At 48.9% G+C, this 282-nt stretch carries 1 rRNA gene; it reads left to right on the top strand.

Annotated elements, in window-relative coordinates:
* Nucleotides 1–190: 190 nt before the first annotated feature.
* A 5S ribosomal RNA gene (gene rrf / locus L6D74_RS29915) occupies nt 191–282 on the top strand; the annotation flags it as partial.

The following is a 282-nucleotide window of genomic DNA, read 5'->3' as shown; positions in this document are numbered from 1 at the left end:
TAACCAATACTAATTGCCCGTGAGGCTTGACCATATAACACCCAAGCAATCTGTAGACTCGAAAGAGACCAGATTGCGGTGTGTGAAGACGCAATGAACCGAAAGTTCGATGCTCACAAAACACCGAAAGCTGTCACATACCCAATTTGCTGAAACGAGGCCATCTGGTCACGAGTCAGTACCCGAATTTCTTGACGACCATAGAGCGTTGGAACCACCTGATCCCATCCCGAACTCAGAAGTGAAACGATGCATCGCCGATGGTAGTGTGGGGTTTCCCCA

It is taken from the genome of Pseudomonas pharyngis, assembly GCF_021602345.1.
Lineage (GTDB): Bacteria > Pseudomonadota > Gammaproteobacteria > Pseudomonadales > Pseudomonadaceae > Aquipseudomonas > Aquipseudomonas pharyngis.
Note: the sequence above shows the minus strand (reverse complement) of the source record. Positions and strands in the feature narration are given on the sequence as shown.